This is a genomic window from Streptomyces sp. NPDC056835, assembly GCF_042789485.1.
Lineage (GTDB): Bacteria > Actinomycetota > Actinomycetes > Streptomycetales > Streptomycetaceae > Streptomyces.
This window is the reverse complement of sequence record NZ_JBHUBB010000007.1, coordinates 17299-31954: the sequence shown is the minus strand read 5'-3', so window position 1 is coordinate 31954 and position 14656 is coordinate 17299. Positions and strand designations below refer to the sequence as shown.

Below are 14656 nucleotides of genomic sequence, written 5' to 3'. Positions count from 1 at the left end.
CGCCGGTCAGGAGGCGGGCGGCGCCGATCGCCCTTCGGGGAGGGCCCCGGCCGGCCCTCCCCAGTGGAACAACGTCATGGCCACGCTGGTGGCGAGGTTGTAGCTGGACACCTGCGGTCGCATCGGGAGCGACAGCAGCTTGGCGGCCCGGCTCCGGACGTCCGCCGAGAGCCCGTGCCGCTCGGAGCCGAAGGCGAGCAGCGCGTCATCGGGGATGGTCACGGACCGGATGTCGTCGCCCTCCGGATCCAGGGCGTAGAGCGGTCCCGGAGGAAAGCCGTCGGGAGAAAGCCGCTCGACGGCGGTGGCGAAGTGGAGCCCGGCTCCGGCGCGTACGGCGTTCGCGTGCCAGGGGTCCATATCGCCGGTCGTGATCACACCGGTCGCCCCGAATCCGGCGGCGAGCCGGACGACGGCCCCGACATTCCCCAGATTGCGCGGGTTGTCGAGGACGACGACGGGTGACGGACGGGGCAACGCCGCCAGCGCGTCCAGGTTGGTCCGGCGATCGCGTCTGACCGCCAGCGCGGCGATCTGTGTGGCATGGACGCGCGGCACCAGTTCCCGCAGGACGTGGGCCGGAATCTCAACGACTGATTCCTTGATCGCGTCGGTCAGGTCGTCGGCGAGTTCGGCCGCCAGAGCCAGCGCGGAATCCTTGTCGCTCGTGACGGCCGACCGTACGTCCGCCCCGAACCGGAGCGCGTGTTTCAGCGCGTGGAAGCCGTCGAGCACCACCAGGTCGGGGCCGGCCTCGCGCCACTGCCGTACGGCGAGGGCGGCCTCAGCGTCGTTCATCGCCTCAGAGTACGGCGTACCCACGGTGAGCAGGCAGTTCGCGGCCCGTCGGTCACCCGACAAGGGTCCGGGACTGGTCAGGGCTCTCGCTCCGTTGCTCCGGAAGCGGTTTGCCCCGCTGGAGGAAAAGCCGGTCCCACAGGCCCGCGATCCGGCCGCCGAGCCATTGCAGGAAGTTCGTCGGCAGGAATACGGCGTCGGCGGCGATCATGGCGAGCGAGAAGAACGGCAGTCCGAGGAGCACGGCGATGCCCGCGTGCTCCAGCATCATCGCGACCAGCAGCACATTCTTGACGCGGCGGTTGAAGAGCGTGAACGGGAAGGCGACCTGCACGATGACCGTGCCGTAGCTGAGCAGCATCACCATGACGCCACTGGTGGCGAGCAGCCCGGAGAGCTCCGGCCAGGGCGAGAAATAGTCCAGCTTGAGCGGGTAGTACAGGGCGGTGCCGTCCTGCCAGCGCGAGCCCTGGATCTTGTACCAGCCGGCGGTGGCGTATACGAGACAGACCTCTGCCATGATCACGGCGAGTCCGGCATTGTGGACAAGGTTGGCGAGGACGTCGAGCAGGGCGCGGGGCTCGCCGTCCGGCGCGTACCGGTTCGCCGCCCACCACAGGCCCTGCGCGACCCAGAGTCCCCAGAACAGGATCAGCATCCACAGCTCCGCATGGACCCGGTCCAGCGACGTGCCGATGAGGAGGAACCCTCCGAGAACGACCCACAGGACCGGTCCGACGCGGTCCGGTGCGGCACCGGACGGTGCGGCATCGGCCGGAGCGGCATCGGCCGCCTTGCGGGCGGCACGCGCCGCGCGCCTGGCGTCCAGCGACCAGACCTGGCCGCACCGTGTCAGCACCAGATAGATCGCGATCAGATGGATGATGTTGTCGCCGCCGTCGCCCATGAAGATGGAGCGGTTCTGCAGCGACAGCACGCCGAACATGAACAGCACGGACATCGTGCGGGTGCGCCAGCCGAGCATCAGCAGCGCGCTGGACAGCACGGCGACGGCGAACACGATCTCGAACCACACCGTGCTGTCCGACCACATCAGCCCGGTGAAGGCACCGTTCTTGGCGATCAACTGCTGGGCGATGTCCCAGCCCCACGGGGCGTCGGGCCCGTACATCTCACGGCGGTGGGGCAGCTCGCGCAGCAAGAAGAGCAGCCAGGTGCCGGCGAACCCGATCCGGACGACGGCGCTCTGGTACCGGCCGAGAGGGCCGGCGGTGACGCGCTGGATACCTCCGGCGGCCCAGCGGTCGAAGGTGACCCGCTTGCCGGTCCGGCCACCCGGCATCCCGCCCGGCCGCTCGTCCGGCAGCCCGCCCGGCCGGCCGCCCTGCTCATGCTCCAGCCGCTCGCTCACTCGCCCGCCTCCGTACGGCCGTTCCGTACGCCGCCGGGAAGATCGGACGCGTTCACCGTCCACCAGGGGAAGACCCGGTAGAACGGTCGCGTATTGACCTTCTCCTTGCTCCAGGAGGGGGCCGCGATGGCGGTCGTGGCGGACCTGAGCTGGAGGCGTTCCACGGAACCGCCCAGATCGTGGCCCTCTAGGCGCAGCATCACTATGCGGCGGATATAGCTCTCGGAGAGCTGCCCGCGCAGACCGTTGGGACGGTTCTTGTTGTCTCGCGCCCCGACGAAGAAGTCCCAGCCCCGGCGCAGCTGGTTCTGGTCGACATGGCTGGGCAGGAGATTGCCGCGGATGGCCGCGCCGTCCTCGGCGGAGAGATTGATCCAGCCGGTGGTCCTGCGCGCGCCGTCGGGGGTCTCGACCTCGGCGCGCGCCTCGACGGCGACGTTCTGCTGGAGCGGGTTGGGCGCGAAGAGCTTCCAGTTCTGTTCGAACTCGGGGTAGATCCACCCGTCGACGGACTCGCCGTGCTGCTTGGTGACCGTGTTGGACGGGGCGACATGCAGAAACACCATGGCCACATGACCGCAGGCCAGCACCCCGATGACCGCCAGGGCCACGGCGGCCACCACCTGGTAGCGCAGGGAGAGGCCGGCTATCCCCGCGCCCGGCGGTGGCCCGGCCGGCACACCCTCGTCGTCGTACGAATCCATCCCGCCCCGATCCCCGTTGGTGCCACAGTCAGTTATCCACAGCGGTTGACACCCTACGGGCCGCCGACTCACCATTGAAGTCCATGAACCGAACGATCGGTCGGTAGGGGGTCCGGATGACGGCAGTGACCGCGGGGACAGCTGCGGAGGCGACGATGGAGACGACGGCGGAGGGGTTCGAGGCGGCGTTCGATGCCGCGGTGGCCGCCGATGAGCGCATCGAGCCGCGCGACTGGATGCCGGAGGCGTACCGCGCCTCGTTGGTCCGCCAGATCGCGCAGCACGCCCACTCCGAGATCATCGGTATGCAGCCGGAGGCGAACTGGATCTCGCGCGCGCCGTCGCTGCGCCGCAAGGCGATCCTGATGGCCAAGGTGCAGGACGAGGCGGGACACGGGCTGTATCTCTACAGCGCGGCCGAGACGCTGGGCACCGGCCGTGAGGAGCTGCTCGACAAGCTCCACGCGGGCCGCCAGAAGTACTCCTCGATCTTTAACTATCCGACGCTGACCTGGGCCGATGTCGGCGCGATCGGCTGGCTGGTGGACGGCGCGGCGATCACCAACCAGGTGCCGCTGTGCCGCTGCTCGTACGGCCCGTACGCCCGCGCGATGGTCCGGATCTGCAAGGAGGAGTCCTTCCACCAGCGGCAGGGGTACGAGCTGCTGCTCGCGCTCAGCAACGGGACCCCGGCGCAGCACGAGATGGCGCAGGACGCGGTGAACCGCTGGTGGTGGCCGTCACTGATGATGTTCGGCCCGCCGGACGACGAGTCGGCCCACTCCGCGCAGTCCATGGCCTGGAAGATCAAGCGGCACTCCAACGACGAGCTGCGCCAGCGCTTCGTGGACATCTGCGTCCCGCAGGCCGAAGCCCTCGGACTGGCCCTCCCCGACCCGGATCTCCGCTGGAACGAGGAGCGGGGCAGGCATGACTTCGGTGCCATCGACTGGGCCGAGTTCCGCGAAGTCCTGAAGGGGAACGGCCCCTGCAACGAACAGCGCCTCACGCAGCGCCGCCGGGCGCATGAAGAAGGTGCCTGGGTACGGGACGCGGCGGCGGCGTACGCGACGAAGCGCGGCGCCGGCGGCGTGCCGGCGGAAGACGGGGTCCGGATGATGGAGGCGACGGCATGAGCAGCTCGACCGACTGGCCGCTGTGGGAGGTGTTCGTACGCTCCCGTCGCGGGCTGTCCCACACCCACGCGGGGAGCCTGCACGCGCCGGACGCGGAAATGGCCCTCCGCAACGCCCGCGATCTCTACACCCGGCGTAACGAAGGGGTGTCGATCTGGGTCGTCCCGTCCTCGTCGATCACCGCCTCCTCCCCCGACGAGAAGGACCCGTTCTTCGCGTCGGCCGCCGACAAGCCGTACCGGCACCCGACCTTCTATGAGATCCCGGAAGGGGTGAAGCACCTGTGAACGACGCATCGGTGAGCGCCCCGTCGATCGCCCCGCCCAAAGCCGCGGCCCTCGCCCTCGGCGATGACGCGCTGGTGCTCTCGCACCGGCTGGGGGAGTGGGCGGGACACGCGCCCGTACTGGAAGAGGAGGTCGCGCTCGCCAATATCGCGCTGGATCTGCTCGGACAGGCACGGATCCTGCTCTCCCTCGTCGGGGACGAGGACGAGCTGGCCTATCTGCGCGAGGAGCGGGCCTTCCGCAATCTCCAGCTGGTCGAGCAGCCCAACGGCGACTTCGCGCACACGATCGCCCGTCAGCTCTACTTCTCCACCTACCAGCTCTTCCTGTACCGGCAACTGGCCGCCGGGGACAATGTGTTCACCGGCCTCGCGGCCAAGGCCGTCAAGGAGGTCGCGTACCACCAGGACCATGCCGCGCACTGGACGCTGCGGCTCGGCGACGGCACGGCCGAGAGCCATGAGCGGATGGCGCGGGCCTGCGAGGCACTATGGCGGTTCACCGGCGAGATGTTCGAGCCGGTGGAGGGGCTGGACGTCGACTGGCCCGCTCTGGAGGCCAGTTGGCGCGAATCCGTCACCGACGTGCTGGAGCGGGCGACGCTGACGCCTCCGGACGGCCCCCGCTCCGGCGCCTGGCGGGCGGGCGCCGGCCGGCAGGGGCTGCACACGGAGCCGTTCGGGCCGATGCTCGCCGAGATGCAGCATCTGCACCGCAGCCACCCGGGGGCGTCATGGTGACCGGCACGGGCTCCCGGCCCGCCCCCGCCGCCCCGGCCGCTTCGGGCGATACGCGTCCGACCGCGTTGGAGACCGAGCTGCGCGCGCTCGCCGGGGCGGTGCCCGACCCCGAGCTGCCGGTGCTGACGCTGGAGGAGCTGGGCGTGCTGCGTACGGTCGTGGTGTGGGGCCCCGGCAAGGTCCGGGTCGAGCTGACCCCGACCTATACGGGCTGCCCGGCGATCGAGACGATGTCCGAGGACATCGAGCGCGTGCTGCGTGAACACGGAATACCGGACGTCTCGGTCGTCACGGTCCTCTCCCCGGCCTGGTCGACGGATGACATCAGCGCCGAGGGCCGGCGCAAGCTCGCGGAGTTCGGGATAGCCCCGCCCCGCCCGGCCGCCGCGGACGGGCCCGTACCGCTCTCGCTCTCGATCCGCTGTCCGCACTGCGGCTCGACCGACACCGAGCTGCTGAGCAGGTTCTCCTCCACCGCGTGCAAGGCGCTGCGCCGCTGCGTGGCCTGCCGTGAACCGTTCGACCACTTCAAGGAGTTGTAGATGTTCCATCCGCTCCGGGTCAGCGAGGTCGTGCCGCTCACGGACGACGCGGTGACCGTCACCTTCGCCGTCCCGCCCGAGCTGCGCGCGTCCTTCCGGCACACCCCCGGCCAGCACATCGCCCTGCGCCGTACCGACGCCCAGGGCGAGGAGATCCGGCGTACGTACTCGATCTGCGCGCCCGCCGGGGCCGATCCCGTACTGCGGGTGGGGATCCGGCTGGTCGAGGGCGGTGAGTTCTCGACGTACGCCCTCAAGGAACTCGCCGTGGGCGACGTGGTCGAGGTCATGGAGCCGACAGGCCGTTTCACGCTGGAGCCGCGTGCCGGACACTTCGCGGCGGTCGTCGGCGGCAGCGGCATCACGCCGGTGCTGTCGATCGCGGCCACCCTGCTTGCGCGGGAGCCCGGTGCCCGGTTCTGTCTGGTCCGCAGTGACAGGACCGTCGCGTCCACGATGTTCCTGGAGGAGGTCGCCGACCTCAAGGACCGCTATCCGGACCGGTTTCAGCTGGTCAGCGTGGTCTCCCGGGAGGAGCAGCAGGCCGGGCTGCCGTCCGGCCGGCTGGACCGGGAGCGGCTGGCGGGGCTGCTGCCCGCGCTGCTGCCGGTCGCCGAGGTCGACGGGTGGTTCCTCTGCGGCCCGCTGGGGCTGGTGGTCGGCGCCGAACGGGCGCTGCGCGGTCTCGGAGTGGCCCGTGACCGTATCCACCAGGAAATCTTCCATGTCGACGACGCGGTGACCATCACCACCGCGCCGGGCACGGCGAGCGCGCCGGTCCCCGCGCACAGCACGCTCACCGCGACCCTCGACGGCCGCTCGGGCAGCTGGCCGGTCAGGGACGGGGACTCGCTGCTGGAGACCGTGCTGCGCAGCCGCGCGGACGCGCCGTACGCCTGCAAGGGCGGGGTCTGCGGGACCTGCCGGGCGTTCCTGGTCTCGGGCGAGGTCAGGATGGACCGCAATTTCGCGCTCGAACCGGAAGAGACGGAAGCGGGCTACGTGCTGGCCTGCCAGTCCCATCCGGCCACCGCGGAAGTGGAGTTGGACTTCGACCGCTGAGCGAGCCGGAAGGGCCCTGGGGCGGGTCTCAGAGGACGAACGCCGGGCTGCCGTTGTCGGTGACCATCGCACGCCCGGCGCCGTCCCAGGCGAGCATCCCGCCGTCCACGTTCACCGCGTCGACGCCCTGCTGGACCAGATACTGGGTGACCTGAGCGGACCGGCCGCCGACCCGGCACATGACATAGGCCCTGCGGCCCTCGGCCACCGCCTCGGTCACCTCTCCGAAGCGGGCCACGAAGTCGCTCATCGGGACATGCAGCGCGCCCTCGACATGACCGGCCGCCCACTCGTCGTTCTCCCGGACATCCAGCACGAGGCCGTCGGCCGGGACCGCCGCGGCATCGACCGAGGGCAGTGGGGCGAAGTTCATGGGTAGTGCCTTCTCTCGTACGTGACCGGGGGCGGGGCGGAGCTCCGGACGGGACCGGCACCGGACCAGGACCAGGATTCGGACCGGCACTGGTACCTGGTGCCGGCACCGGCACCGGCACCGGCACCGGATCAGCGGGCTTCCGACCGGAGGCCCCGAAAAAACCTACTGCACCAGCTTGGCCAGTTCCGTCTCACGCTCGGAGACCTCCGCGAGCAGTTGCTCGGCGATTTCCTCCAGCAGCCGGTCCGGGTCGTCCGGAGCCATCCTGAGCATCGCGCCGATCGCGCTCTCCTCCAGCTCCTTGGCGACCACTGTCAGCATCTCCTTGCGCTGCGCCAGCCACTCCAGCCGGGCATAGAGCTCCTCGCTCTCGCTCAGCCGGGGCGCCAGCGGCGCCGGCCCCGCCGCCCATTCCGCGACGAGTTCCTGGAGCAGCGGCTCATCCCCACGCCCGTAGGCGGCGTTGACGCGTGTGAGGAACTCCTCACGCCGTGCCCGCTCCTTCTCGTCCTGCGCCAGATCCGGATGCGCCTTGCGCACCAGATCGCGATAGAGCTTGCGGGCCTCGTCGCTCGGCCTGACCCGCTTGGGCGGCCGCACCGGCTGATCCGTCAGCATGGCCGCCGCCTCCGGCGACAGGCCGTCGGAGTCGAGCCAGTCGTGAAACAGCTCCTCCACGCCCGGCATCGGCTGCACCAGCGCACGGGCCTCGCGCGCCTTGCGCAGATCCTCGGGATCGCCGGTGCGCGCCGCACGGGCCTCGGCGATCATCGCGTCCAGCTCGTCGAGCCGGGCATACATCGGGCCGAGCCGCTGGTGGTGCAGGCGGGAGAAGTTCTCCACCTCGATCCGGAAGGTCTCCAGCGCGATCTCGAACTCGATCAGCGCCTGCTCAGCGGCGCGCACGGCCGTCTCCAGCCGGGCCTCCGGACGCGGCGCCGCCCCCGCGTCCGGCGCGTCTCGTACGTCCTGCTCGTCGTCGTTTCGGATCGTCGGCTCCCCAGGGGCGTCGTGCATCACCCGTCCAGCGTAAGGGCGAACGCGGCGGCCCCCGCCCCGTCCCGGACCGTCACACCCCCAGCTCGGCCGCTATCCGCCCGCTCCTGACGGCCGCCAGCAGCTCGGCGTGGTCCGCCTCCGTACGGTCCGCGTACGCCATGGCGAACGCCGCCACGGCCCCGTCCAGCTCCTCGTTCTTGCCGCAGTACCCGGCGATCAGCCGCGGGTCCACGCTGTGCGTATGGGCCCTGGCCAGCAGCGCGCCGGTCATCCGTCCGCAGTCGTCTATCTGGTCGGCCGGAAGCGCCGCCGGGTCCACGCTCCCCTTGCGGTTCCTGAACTGCCGCACCTGACAGGGCCTGCCCTGCACCGTCGTCCACCCCAGCAGGCTGTCACTGACCACCTGCATCCGCTTCTGCCCAAGAACCACACGGCGCCCCTCGTGCACGACCGCGGGCGCCTCGAATCCGACGGCCGGCAGGTGAGGCAGCAGGGCGGAGGCCCGCGCCTCCTTCACCTGGAGCACCAGCGGCTCGCCCCGGTGGTCGAGGAGCAGCACCACATACGACCGCGTACCGACGCTGCCGGTGCCGACCACCCGGAACGCCACATCGTGGATCGCGTAGCGCGCGAGCAGCGGCAGCCGGTCCTCCGAGAGCGTTCCCAGGTATTCCTCCAGTGAGGCGGCGACGGCCGCGGCCTCCTCGTCGGGCACCCGCCGCAGGACGGGCGGCGCGTCCACGAACCGCCGCCGCACGCCCTCTCCGCCGTCTCCGTCCCCGTCGGGCACCGTCTCGGTGGACCTGGCCGCGAACCGCGCGCTCGTGTTGTTGCGCGCCTTCTCCGAGACGCGCTCCAGCGTGCCGGCCAGATCGCGCGCGTCCGCGTGCGAGACCAGTTCCTCGTCCGCGATGGCGTTCCACGCGTCGAGCGCGGGAAGCTTCGCCAGCAGCCGCATCGTGCGCCGGTAGGCGCCCACCGCGTCGTACGCCCCCTGCCTACAGGTGTCCTCGTCCGCGCCCGCCTCACGGCCGGCCAGCACCAGTGAGGTGGCGAGCCGCTTGACGTCCCACTCCCAGGGGCCGACCACGGTCTCGTCGAAGTCATTGAGGTCGATGACGAGCCGGCCGCTCGCGTCCCCGTACAGACCGAAGTTCGCCGCGTGCGCGTCCCCGCAGATCTGCGCGCCGACCCCGGTGACCGGGGTGCCCGTCAGATCGTGGGCCATCAGCCCGGCGGAGCCCCGCAGAAAGGCGAACGGCGTCGCGGCCATCCGCCCCACCCGCAGCGGCGCCAGCTCGGGCACCCGGCCCCGGCTCGACTCCTCGACGGCGCGCACCGCGTCGGGCCGCCCCGCCGTGAACACCACCGAGTCGTGCGCGGACCGCGGCACCCGGTCCCGCAACGCCTTCCCCCGGCCCTTGGGCGTCTCCGCCCCGCCCACGGCCGTACGCGGCGCGAACCCCGGCACCACCGGCATGCGCTCCACCCCGGAGACCCCGGAGACCCCGGAAACCCCGGAAACCCCGGAAACCCCGGAAAGCCCAGAGGCCCCGGAAAGCCCCGAAGCGCCGGAAACCCCGGAGACCCCGAAGCCCCCCGAAACCGCGCGCGACTTCTCCGCCGCCGACCCGACATCGCCCATGGCGTGCCGCCTCCCCCCGTACTCGTGCGAGATCAACCGCACACGACGGTACCGCCGGGCCCGACCACCGTCTCCCCCTGTGGATAACCACCCGTGCCGCCCCGCAACCACCCGCAACGGCCTGTGGACAACGCCGGTCCGCTCACGCGACGGCCCCGGGGACAGGCCCTGACGGGCCCTCGGACAGCGCCTAGCAGCCGCCCTCCGACACCCCTCCCAGATGGGATTCGGCCCACAGCGACAGCTCCTTCAGCGCGGGTTCCATCGCCGCCCCCGCCTTCGTCAGCCGGTACGAGACCCGCAGCGGCGGCCCCTCATCGACCTCGCGCACGACCAGCCCCGCCGCCCCCAGCTCCGTGAGCCGGTCCGAGAGCATGCGCTCGCTGATGCCGGGGATCGCCCGGCGCAGCTCCGCGAAGTAGACCGCTCGTTCCATCAGTACGGAGATGATCGGCCCGGTCCACCGCTTGCCTAGCAGCTCGAAGACGCGCGTGATGCTCACGTCGACCTTCTTGCACGCGTCCTCACTGTGGTCCGCCATACGCATAGAGTACTGGTTTCCCGAGGAGGGATGAAAAAAAGTAAGCAACTGTGTTATTCATAGGAGCGAACGGGAGTTTCGTCCGTTCGCCGTCATACGCCACCCCTCATGGAGACCCCCATGGCCACGCTTCTGCACATCGACTCCGCCGTCTTCCCCGAAGGCTCCGCCTCGCGCGACATCACCGCCGCCTTCGTCCGGTCCTGGCGGGAGCAGCACCCCGAGGGCAAGGTCATCTACCGCGACCTCGCCGCCGCCCCGCTGCCCCATCTGACCGTCAGCGCCGCCGCCGCGGGCGCGGACGACGCGCTGCGCGCGGAACTCGCCGCCGAACTGGCCGAGGCGGACGCCGTACTGGTCGGCGCGCCGATGTACAACTTCACGATCCCGTCCACCCTGAAGGCCTGGCTCGACCAGGTGATCATCGTCGGCCACAACGCGGGCCGCCCCGACGCCCCGCTGGCCGCCACCCCGTTCACGATCGTCGCCAGCCGCGGCGGCTCGTACGCCGCGGGCACCCCGCGCGAGGACTGCGAGTTCGTCCAGAACTACCTGGAGAAGGTGCTGTCGAACATGTTCGGCACCACCCGCATCGACTTCATCGTCCCCGAGCTGACCCTGGCCCACACCAACCCGGGCATGGCCGACCTCATCCCGCTCGCCGAGGCGTCCCGCGCCAGGGCGGAGGAAGAGGCCACGCAGAAGGGCAAGGATCTGGCCGCCCGCCTCGCCGCCTGAGCCCGCGACTCCGACGCGCACACCCCGACGCGCACAACCCCGACGCGCACAACCCGGACGCACGCAGCCCGGACGCGCACAGCGCTCACACAGCGCACACAAAGACATGCCTCCCGCGGGATCCCGCCCGCGGGAGGCATGTCTCACACCCGGGCGCCACGAAACGCCCCGCCCCCAAGATCCCCAGAGTCCCCGGGATCCCCGACATCCCCGAGATCTCCGGGACACGACGAAGAAGCCCCGTAGGTCGATGACCTACGGGGCTTCCATCTGTGCGCGAGGGGGGAGTTGAACCCCCACGCCCTTTCGGGCACTGGAACCTGAATCCAGCGCGTCTGCCTATTCCGCCACCCGCGCATTGGGTGTGCCGTTCGGTGCCTCACCTGCTGGTGTGTGCTCCTGGCGACATCGAGAAGATTAGCACGGTGCGGAGGGTGGGTTCACATCCGTTTGTTTCGACAACCCCGCCGCGGAACAGGGAACGGACAGCGGCCGCCCCCCACTCCTCCTGAGTGCACCCCGGGTGCGGGACACTGGCGTCAGGCCGCCTCTACGATCCGTGTGAGAGGTGACACTCATCGACGGGGCAGACAAGGGGAACCAGCCGATTTCCCGACGCGTGGATACGATCAGTAAGCAGTACCAGGACGGCCACTACGGAGGAGGTGCCCCATGGGAGTCATGAAGCGTTTCGAACAGCGTCTCGAAGGTTTGGTCAATGGCACCTTCGCGAAGGTGTTCAAGTCCGAGGTCCAGCCCGTCGAGATCGCGGGTGCCCTCCAGCGCGAATGCGACAACAACGCGACGATCTGGAACCGCGAGCGGACGGTCGTCCCCAATGACTTCATCGTGGAGCTGAGCACGCCCGACTACGAGCGCCTCAGCCCGTACTCCGGCCAGCTCGGCGACGAGCTGTCCGGGCTCGTACGCGACTACGCGAAGCAGCAGCGCTACACCTTCATGGGCCCGATCAAGGTCCATCTGGAGAAGGCCGAGGACCTCGACACCGGCCTGTACCGCGTCCGCAGCCGCACGCTGGCGTCGAGCACGTCCCAGGCGCCCGAGCGCGGTCCCGCGGGCCATCCGGTCCCCGCCTCCCCCCAGGGTGGCGCTCCGGGCGGTTACGGGTATCCGCCCGCCGCGGTCCCTCCCATGCCGGCGGCCCCGCCGCCCGGCGGCGGCCACGCACCCGCGGCGAACCGTCCCCCGGCCCCCGGCCCCGGCGCGCCGCCGCACGGCCAGGTGCGCCGCTGGATCGAGATCAACGGCACCCGCCACCAGATCTCCCGCGCGACGCTCGTCCTGGGCCGCAGCACCGACGCGGACGTACGGATCGACGACCCCGGTGTATCGCGCAGGCACTGCGAGATCCGGGCCGGAACGCCCTCGACCATCCAGGACCTCGGGTCGACCAACGGCATCGTGGTAGACGGACAGCACACCACCCGCGCTACGCTCCGCGACGGCTCGCGGATCGTCGTGGGCAACACCACCATCGTTTACCGGCAAGCCGAAGGGTGAAGCGGGGGCAATGTCAGAGCTGACCCTGACGGTCATGCGGCTAGGTTTCCTGGCCGTTCTGTGGCTGTTCGTGATCGTGGCCGTACAGGTCATCCGCAGCGACCTGTTCGGAACACGCGTCACGCAGCGCGGCTCGCGCCGCAACGCCGACGCCCGACCGCAGCAGGCACGCCAGACGCCGGCGCCGCCCCAGCAGCGCCAGCAGCAACAACAGGGGGGCAGGCAGCGCCGAGGAGCCCCCACCAAGCTCGTCGTGTCCGAGGGCAACCTCACCGGCACCACGGTGGCGCTCCAGGGACAGACCATCACGCTGGGCCGCGCGCACGACTCGACGATCGTGCTGGACGACGACTACGCGTCCAGCAGGCATGCCAGGATCTACCCGGACCGCGACGGCCAGTGGATCGTCGAGGACCTCGGCTCCACCAATGGCACGTATCTCGACCGGACCCGGCTCACGACCCCGACACCGATCGCGCTTGGCGCTCCGATCCGCATCGGCAAGACCGTCATCGAGCTGCGGAAGTAGTACGACAATGAGCGAGCGGAGCGAGCGAGCCGCGGCGGTACCGACGGCGGACCGCGGCCGACTCCCGACCGGAGGGTGGGCAGTGTGGCTCGAGACCGGCTGGCGCGACAGTCGACCGGCGAGCCGACGGGCGAGGTGCGCATGAGTCTGTCTCTGCGCTTCGCCGCCGGATCGCACAAAGGCATGATCCGGGAGGGAAACGAGGACTCCGGTTACGCCGGTCCCCGGCTGCTGGCCATCGCCGACGGCATGGGCGGTCAGGCCGCGGGCGAGGTCGCCTCCTCCGAGGTGATCTCCACCCTCGTCCAGCTCGACGACGATGTCCCCGGGTCGGACCTCCTCACCTCGCTCGGCACGGCGGTACAGCGCGCCAACGACCAGCTGCGCGTGATGGTCGAGGAGGACCCCCAGCTGGAGGGCATGGGCACCACGCTCACCGCCCTTCTCTGGACCGGCCAGCGCCTCGGCCTCGTCCATGTCGGCGACTCCCGCGCCTACCTCCTGCGCGACGGCGTACTGACCCAGATCACCCAGGACCACACGTGGGTGCAGCGGCTGGTCGACGAGGGCCGGATCACCGAGGAAGAGGCCACCACCCACCCGCAGCGCTCCCTGCTGATGCGCGCGCTGGGCAGCGGCGACCATGTGGAGCCCGATCTCTCCATCCGTGAGGTCCGGGCCGGCGACCGCTATCTGATCTGCTCCGACGGCCTCTCCGGCGTCGTCTCCCATCAGACGATGGAGGAGACGCTCGCCAGCTACCAGGGCCCGCAGGAGACCATCCAGGCGCTCATCCAGCTCGCTCTGCGCGGCGGCGGCCCCGACAACATCACCTGCATCGTGGCCGACGTCCTGGACGTCGAGTCCAACGACACCCTGGCCGGGCAGCTCAACGACACCCCGGTCGTGGTCGGGGCGGTCGCCGAGAACCAGCTCCCGCTCAGCTCCGCCGAGAACGCCGCCGCGATGCAGACCCCGGCCGGCCGCGCCGCCGGCCTCGGCCGCGCCGTACCGCCGCAGCCCGGCGGGGGCGGCTTCGGCCCGCCCGGCAGCGGCGACAGCGCCGGCTACGACGGAATGCCGCCCGGAGGCAGCTTCGGGGCCTACGACGACGAGGAGTTCATCAAGCCCCGCCCGCGCCGCCGGTGGCTCAAGACGTCCTTCTACGCCGTCCTCGCGCTCGCCGTCGTCGGCGGGGGTCTGTACGGCGGCTACTACTGGACGCAGACGCAGTACTACGTCGGCGCCAACCAGGAGCGCGTCGCGCTCTACCGGGGTATCAGCCAGGATCTCGGCTGGGTCTCCCTCTCGAAGATCGAGAAGGAAACCGACATCGAACTCAAGTACCTTCCGGACTACCAGCGCAAGCAGGTCGAGGCCACCATTGCCGAGGGCAGCCTCTCCGGCGGACGCGACAAGATCGATGAGCTCGCCGTCCAGGCATCAGCCTGCAAGAAGGACGAACAGCGCCGCCAGGCCGACCGCGAGACCAATGTGATCACCGGCGAAGGACAGGCCGGCGGCACGACCGGTACGAACACCTCCGCGAAGACCGACACCAAGCCGAAAGCAGCTCCGAGTCCGGGCCCCAGCCTCTCGGAAGAGGAGCAGAAAGTGGCCTCGAACTGCGGTAAGCAGTAGGAGCCGGCCGTAGGGGGCCCTTCAC

General features: G+C 70.5%; 16 protein-coding genes and 1 tRNA gene. 9 read left to right on the top strand and 8 right to left on the bottom strand.

What is annotated here, in order from left to right; all coding sequences use genetic code 11:
- Nucleotides 1–6: 6 nt before the first annotated feature.
- From ACFRMN_RS09685 to ACFRMN_RS09675, 3 genes are all read right to left on the bottom strand, one after another.
- Complete coding sequence (locus ACFRMN_RS09685; RefSeq protein ID WP_383015920.1) at nucleotides 7–798, bottom strand: TrmH family RNA methyltransferase; 792 nt, start codon at nucleotides 796–798, stop codon at nucleotides 7–9.
- A 52-nt stretch (nucleotides 799–850) separates the two neighbouring features.
- A complete protein-coding gene (locus ACFRMN_RS09680; RefSeq protein WP_383016529.1) occupies nucleotides 851–2101 on the bottom strand; it encodes an HTTM domain-containing protein in 1251 nt (416 codons plus the stop codon).
- A gap of 65 nt (nucleotides 2102–2166) precedes the next feature.
- On the bottom strand, nucleotides 2167–2949 hold the full coding sequence (locus ACFRMN_RS09675) for a DUF5819 family protein (RefSeq protein WP_383015917.1): 783 nt from the start codon (nucleotides 2947–2949) through the stop codon (nucleotides 2167–2169).
- Nucleotides 2950–2990: 41 nt separating this feature from the next.
- Here ACFRMN_RS09675 and paaA point away from each other — a divergent pair, with 41 nt between their 5' ends.
- The 5 genes from paaA to ACFRMN_RS09650 are packed head-to-tail and all read left to right on the top strand — an operon-like array spanning nucleotide 2991 to nucleotide 6641.
- Nucleotides 2991–4010, top strand: a complete 1020-nt coding sequence (gene paaA, locus ACFRMN_RS09670) for a 1,2-phenylacetyl-CoA epoxidase subunit PaaA (RefSeq protein ID WP_383015914.1) — start codon at nucleotides 2991–2993, stop codon at nucleotides 4008–4010.
- Nucleotides 4007–4297, top strand: a complete 291-nt coding sequence (gene paaB / locus ACFRMN_RS09665) for a 1,2-phenylacetyl-CoA epoxidase subunit PaaB (RefSeq protein WP_383015911.1) — start codon at nucleotides 4007–4009, stop codon at nucleotides 4295–4297. Before paaA ends, paaB begins: the two co-directional genes overlap by 4 nt.
- A complete protein-coding gene (gene paaC, locus ACFRMN_RS09660; RefSeq protein ID WP_383015908.1) occupies nucleotides 4294–5037 on the top strand; it encodes a 1,2-phenylacetyl-CoA epoxidase subunit PaaC in 744 nt (247 codons plus the stop codon). The genes paaB and paaC overlap by 4 nt, the downstream gene beginning before the upstream one ends.
- On the top strand, nucleotides 5031–5579 hold the full coding sequence (paaD, locus tag ACFRMN_RS09655; protein WP_383015905.1) for a 1,2-phenylacetyl-CoA epoxidase subunit PaaD: 549 nt from the start codon (nucleotides 5031–5033) through the stop codon (nucleotides 5577–5579). Before paaC ends, paaD begins: the two co-directional genes overlap by 7 nt.
- On the top strand, nucleotides 5580–6641 hold the full coding sequence (locus ACFRMN_RS09650; protein WP_383015902.1) for a 2Fe-2S iron-sulfur cluster-binding protein: 1062 nt from the start codon (nucleotides 5580–5582) through the stop codon (nucleotides 6639–6641).
- A 28-nt stretch (nucleotides 6642–6669) separates the two neighbouring features.
- On the opposite strand, the gene ACFRMN_RS09645 is transcribed toward ACFRMN_RS09650, so the two are convergent.
- The 4 genes from ACFRMN_RS09645 to ACFRMN_RS09630 all read right to left on the bottom strand — a co-directional run bounded on the left by ACFRMN_RS09645 (nucleotide 6670) and on the right by ACFRMN_RS09630 (nucleotide 10202).
- On the bottom strand, nucleotides 6670–7014 hold the full coding sequence (locus ACFRMN_RS09645; RefSeq protein ID WP_383015899.1) for a rhodanese-like domain-containing protein: 345 nt from the start codon (nucleotides 7012–7014) through the stop codon (nucleotides 6670–6672).
- Between the two features lie 165 nt (nucleotides 7015–7179).
- Nucleotides 7180–8037 (bottom strand): J domain-containing protein, encoded by an 858-nt coding sequence (locus ACFRMN_RS09640; RefSeq protein ID WP_383015896.1) that lies wholly within the window; start codon nucleotides 8035–8037, stop codon nucleotides 7180–7182.
- 49 nt (nucleotides 8038–8086) lie between these two features.
- The gene (locus tag ACFRMN_RS09635; RefSeq protein WP_383015893.1) at nucleotides 8087–9496 is read right to left on the bottom strand and encodes a DUF2252 domain-containing protein; all 1410 of its coding nucleotides are present in this window, start codon (nucleotides 9494–9496) and stop codon (nucleotides 8087–8089) included.
- Nucleotides 9497–9851: 355 nt separating this feature from the next.
- Complete coding sequence (locus tag ACFRMN_RS09630) at nucleotides 9852–10202, bottom strand: winged helix-turn-helix transcriptional regulator (protein WP_383015890.1); 351 nt, start codon at nucleotides 10200–10202, stop codon at nucleotides 9852–9854.
- A gap of 120 nt (nucleotides 10203–10322) precedes the next feature.
- Between ACFRMN_RS09630 and ACFRMN_RS09625 the strand changes: the two genes are divergently transcribed.
- On the top strand, nucleotides 10323–10940 hold the full coding sequence (locus ACFRMN_RS09625) for an FMN-dependent NADH-azoreductase (RefSeq protein WP_383015887.1): 618 nt from the start codon (nucleotides 10323–10325) through the stop codon (nucleotides 10938–10940).
- Between the two features lie 273 nt (nucleotides 10941–11213).
- Here the strand turns inward: ACFRMN_RS09625 and ACFRMN_RS09620 are convergent.
- Nucleotides 11214–11297, bottom strand: a tRNA-Leu gene (locus tag ACFRMN_RS09620).
- A gap of 315 nt (nucleotides 11298–11612) precedes the next feature.
- Here ACFRMN_RS09620 and ACFRMN_RS09615 point away from each other — a divergent pair.
- From ACFRMN_RS09615 to ACFRMN_RS09605, 3 genes are all read left to right on the top strand, one after another.
- Complete coding sequence (locus tag ACFRMN_RS09615) at nucleotides 11613–12461, top strand: FhaA domain-containing protein (RefSeq protein WP_383015884.1); 849 nt, start codon at nucleotides 11613–11615, stop codon at nucleotides 12459–12461.
- A 10-nt stretch (nucleotides 12462–12471) separates the two neighbouring features.
- Entirely contained in the window at nucleotides 12472–12990 is a 519-nt protein-coding gene (locus ACFRMN_RS09610) for an FHA domain-containing protein (protein WP_383015877.1), read from the top strand.
- Between the two features lie 141 nt (nucleotides 12991–13131).
- A complete protein-coding gene (locus tag ACFRMN_RS09605) occupies nucleotides 13132–14631 on the top strand; it encodes a PP2C family protein-serine/threonine phosphatase (protein WP_383015874.1) in 1500 nt (499 codons plus the stop codon).
- Nucleotides 14632–14656: the final 25 nt, after the last annotated feature.

Coding starts and splice junctions, on each gene's coding strand:
- ACFRMN_RS09685 (WP_383015920.1), bottom strand. CDS start 798: ATGAACGACGCTGAGGCCGCCCTCGCCGTACGGCAGTGGCGCGAGGCC.
- ACFRMN_RS09680 (WP_383016529.1), bottom strand. CDS start 2,101: ATGCCGGGTGGCCGGACCGGCAAGCGGGTCACCTTCGACCGCTGGGCC.
- ACFRMN_RS09675 (WP_383015917.1), bottom strand. CDS start 2,949: ATGGTGAGTCGGCGGCCCGTAGGGTGTCAACCGCTGTGGATAACTGAC.
- paaA (WP_383015914.1), top strand. CDS start 2,991: ATGACGGCAGTGACCGCGGGGACAGCTGCGGAGGCGACGATGGAGACG.
- paaB (WP_383015911.1), top strand. CDS start 4,007: ATGAGCAGCTCGACCGACTGGCCGCTGTGGGAGGTGTTCGTACGCTCC.
- paaD (WP_383015905.1), top strand. CDS start 5,031: ATGGTGACCGGCACGGGCTCCCGGCCCGCCCCCGCCGCCCCGGCCGCT.
- ACFRMN_RS09650 (WP_383015902.1), top strand. CDS start 5,580: ATGTTCCATCCGCTCCGGGTCAGCGAGGTCGTGCCGCTCACGGACGAC.
- ACFRMN_RS09645 (WP_383015899.1), bottom strand. CDS start 7,014: ATGAACTTCGCCCCACTGCCCTCGGTCGATGCCGCGGCGGTCCCGGCC.
- ACFRMN_RS09635 (WP_383015893.1), bottom strand. CDS start 9,496: ATGCCGGTGGTGCCGGGGTTCGCGCCGCGTACGGCCGTGGGCGGGGCG.
- ACFRMN_RS09630 (WP_383015890.1), bottom strand. CDS start 10,202: ATGGCGGACCACAGTGAGGACGCGTGCAAGAAGGTCGACGTGAGCATC.
- ACFRMN_RS09625 (WP_383015887.1), top strand. CDS start 10,323: ATGGCCACGCTTCTGCACATCGACTCCGCCGTCTTCCCCGAAGGCTCC.
- ACFRMN_RS09615 (WP_383015884.1), top strand. CDS start 11,613: ATGGGAGTCATGAAGCGTTTCGAACAGCGTCTCGAAGGTTTGGTCAAT.
- ACFRMN_RS09610 (WP_383015877.1), top strand. CDS start 12,472: ATGTCAGAGCTGACCCTGACGGTCATGCGGCTAGGTTTCCTGGCCGTT.
- ACFRMN_RS09605 (WP_383015874.1), top strand. CDS start 13,132: ATGAGTCTGTCTCTGCGCTTCGCCGCCGGATCGCACAAAGGCATGATC.